The following is a 1,394-nucleotide window of genomic DNA, read 5'->3' as shown; positions in this document are numbered from 1 at the left end:
CGTTTTGTGATATCTTTAAATATGGATAAAATTTGAATTTATAATGTCTTAAAACTAATTTATCTATAATTCAGATAAATGACGTCATTTAAGAAAGGCAAAACTTTTAGAATATATAAATGATGTTACGCAGTAAAGGAAGGAATCTAATGGATAATCAATCAAAAGAAACTATTATTAAAAACCTGCAGCAATTTATTAATTTTACACAACGCTCAAATAGTTGGTTCATTGAAAAAACAAATATTTCAAAAGAAGATTTCGAAAATCTGTTAAATGGTGAAGGAGATATTTTGAACAACATTGAAAAAATCCTGCAGCTTTATGGCATTGAGAATAAGTTCTATTTTCATCAGAAAGATTTTAAATTACCAGAACGTCCGCGTAATCGATTAATAACAGATCTTCCTTCGATTCATCGAGAAGAAGTTAAAAATGAAGAAACAGATTTTAAATTGACGATGGAAATGTTAGATGATTTTGTAAATATATTTGAACTTTTGAAGGCCAATCAAGTAAATAAAGTTAACTATAAATAAGAGTAGACAAAATCGGCTACTCGGTACGATAAATGTATCAATCAAACGAGATGCTATTTCTATGCCTACAAATAAATTAACCATTGTCTTAGTTAAACTATATCTCTTTCCAGCTGAAGCTGAAACGCTCCATTCCGCTCATGATGCAGCTGGATCAAGTTATATCATCGAAACCGCTGAAACCGAAATTTCCCTCTTCAATGACGTAAATCAGTGCATCATCTACTATTGTCAATCTTAACCATTTGTATTCCTACTCAAAGAAAAATAATTAGTGAATCTAAAAATAAGCATATTTCTGCAATTAATCTTTCTAATGGAAAAATCATACAAAATATAATTAGCTTCTATAAAATAAATTGTATTTTTTTAGAGGTAAAGTAAATAAAAAACCATTGAGTCCTATCATTACTAACACTCAATGGTTTTTCACTTTTAATTACTGATTTACTTGTTATATTAGTGCTATTTAATAGCCCATCAAATCTTTTATTTTTTCCGTATTATCTGATGAAGTTAACATTTCTAATAATGTAAAAGCTACTTCCATCGCAGTACTTGGGTTAGCAGATGTAATAATATTGTCATCTACTACAATACGATCTTTACTAATAGCTACACCATAGGTTGCAAGTTGTGCGAGACGCTGACTTGTAGGGTGATTGTATGTCGTTGCGCGTCGCTCTTTTAATACACCGCTATGAGCAACAGCAAGTGCTGCAACACAAATCGAAGCAATCGGCTTATGTTGGTCATTAAAATGACGAATCACTGTACCAAATTGTTCACTAAAGGCATCATCATAAAAGTCTGCTTCTTCAAAACCTCCTGGAATCGCAAGTGCATCAAATTCAT

The 1,394-nt window shown here is 30.9% G+C and carries 2 protein-coding genes; one reads left to right on the top strand and one right to left on the bottom strand.

What is annotated here, in order from left to right:
* The first annotated feature begins 149 nt into the window (after positions 1–149).
* A complete protein-coding gene (locus QI30_RS20120; RefSeq protein WP_126992160.1) occupies positions 150–539 on the top strand; it encodes a hypothetical protein in 390 nt (129 codons plus the stop codon).
* A gap of 469 nt (positions 540–1,008) precedes the next feature.
* Here QI30_RS20120 and QI30_RS20115 read toward each other — a convergent pair.
* A partial coding sequence (locus tag QI30_RS20115; RefSeq protein ID WP_126992171.1) for a DJ-1/PfpI family protein occupies positions 1,009–1,394 on the bottom strand: 386 nt, incomplete at its 5' end.

The sequence above is a fragment of the Candidatus Kurthia intestinigallinarum genome (assembly GCF_003991225.1).
GTDB lineage: Bacteria > Bacillota > Bacilli > Bacillales_A > Planococcaceae > Kurthia > Kurthia populi.
The sequence above is the reverse complement of the archived record's forward strand: the minus strand, read 5'-3'. Positions and strand labels throughout refer to the sequence as shown.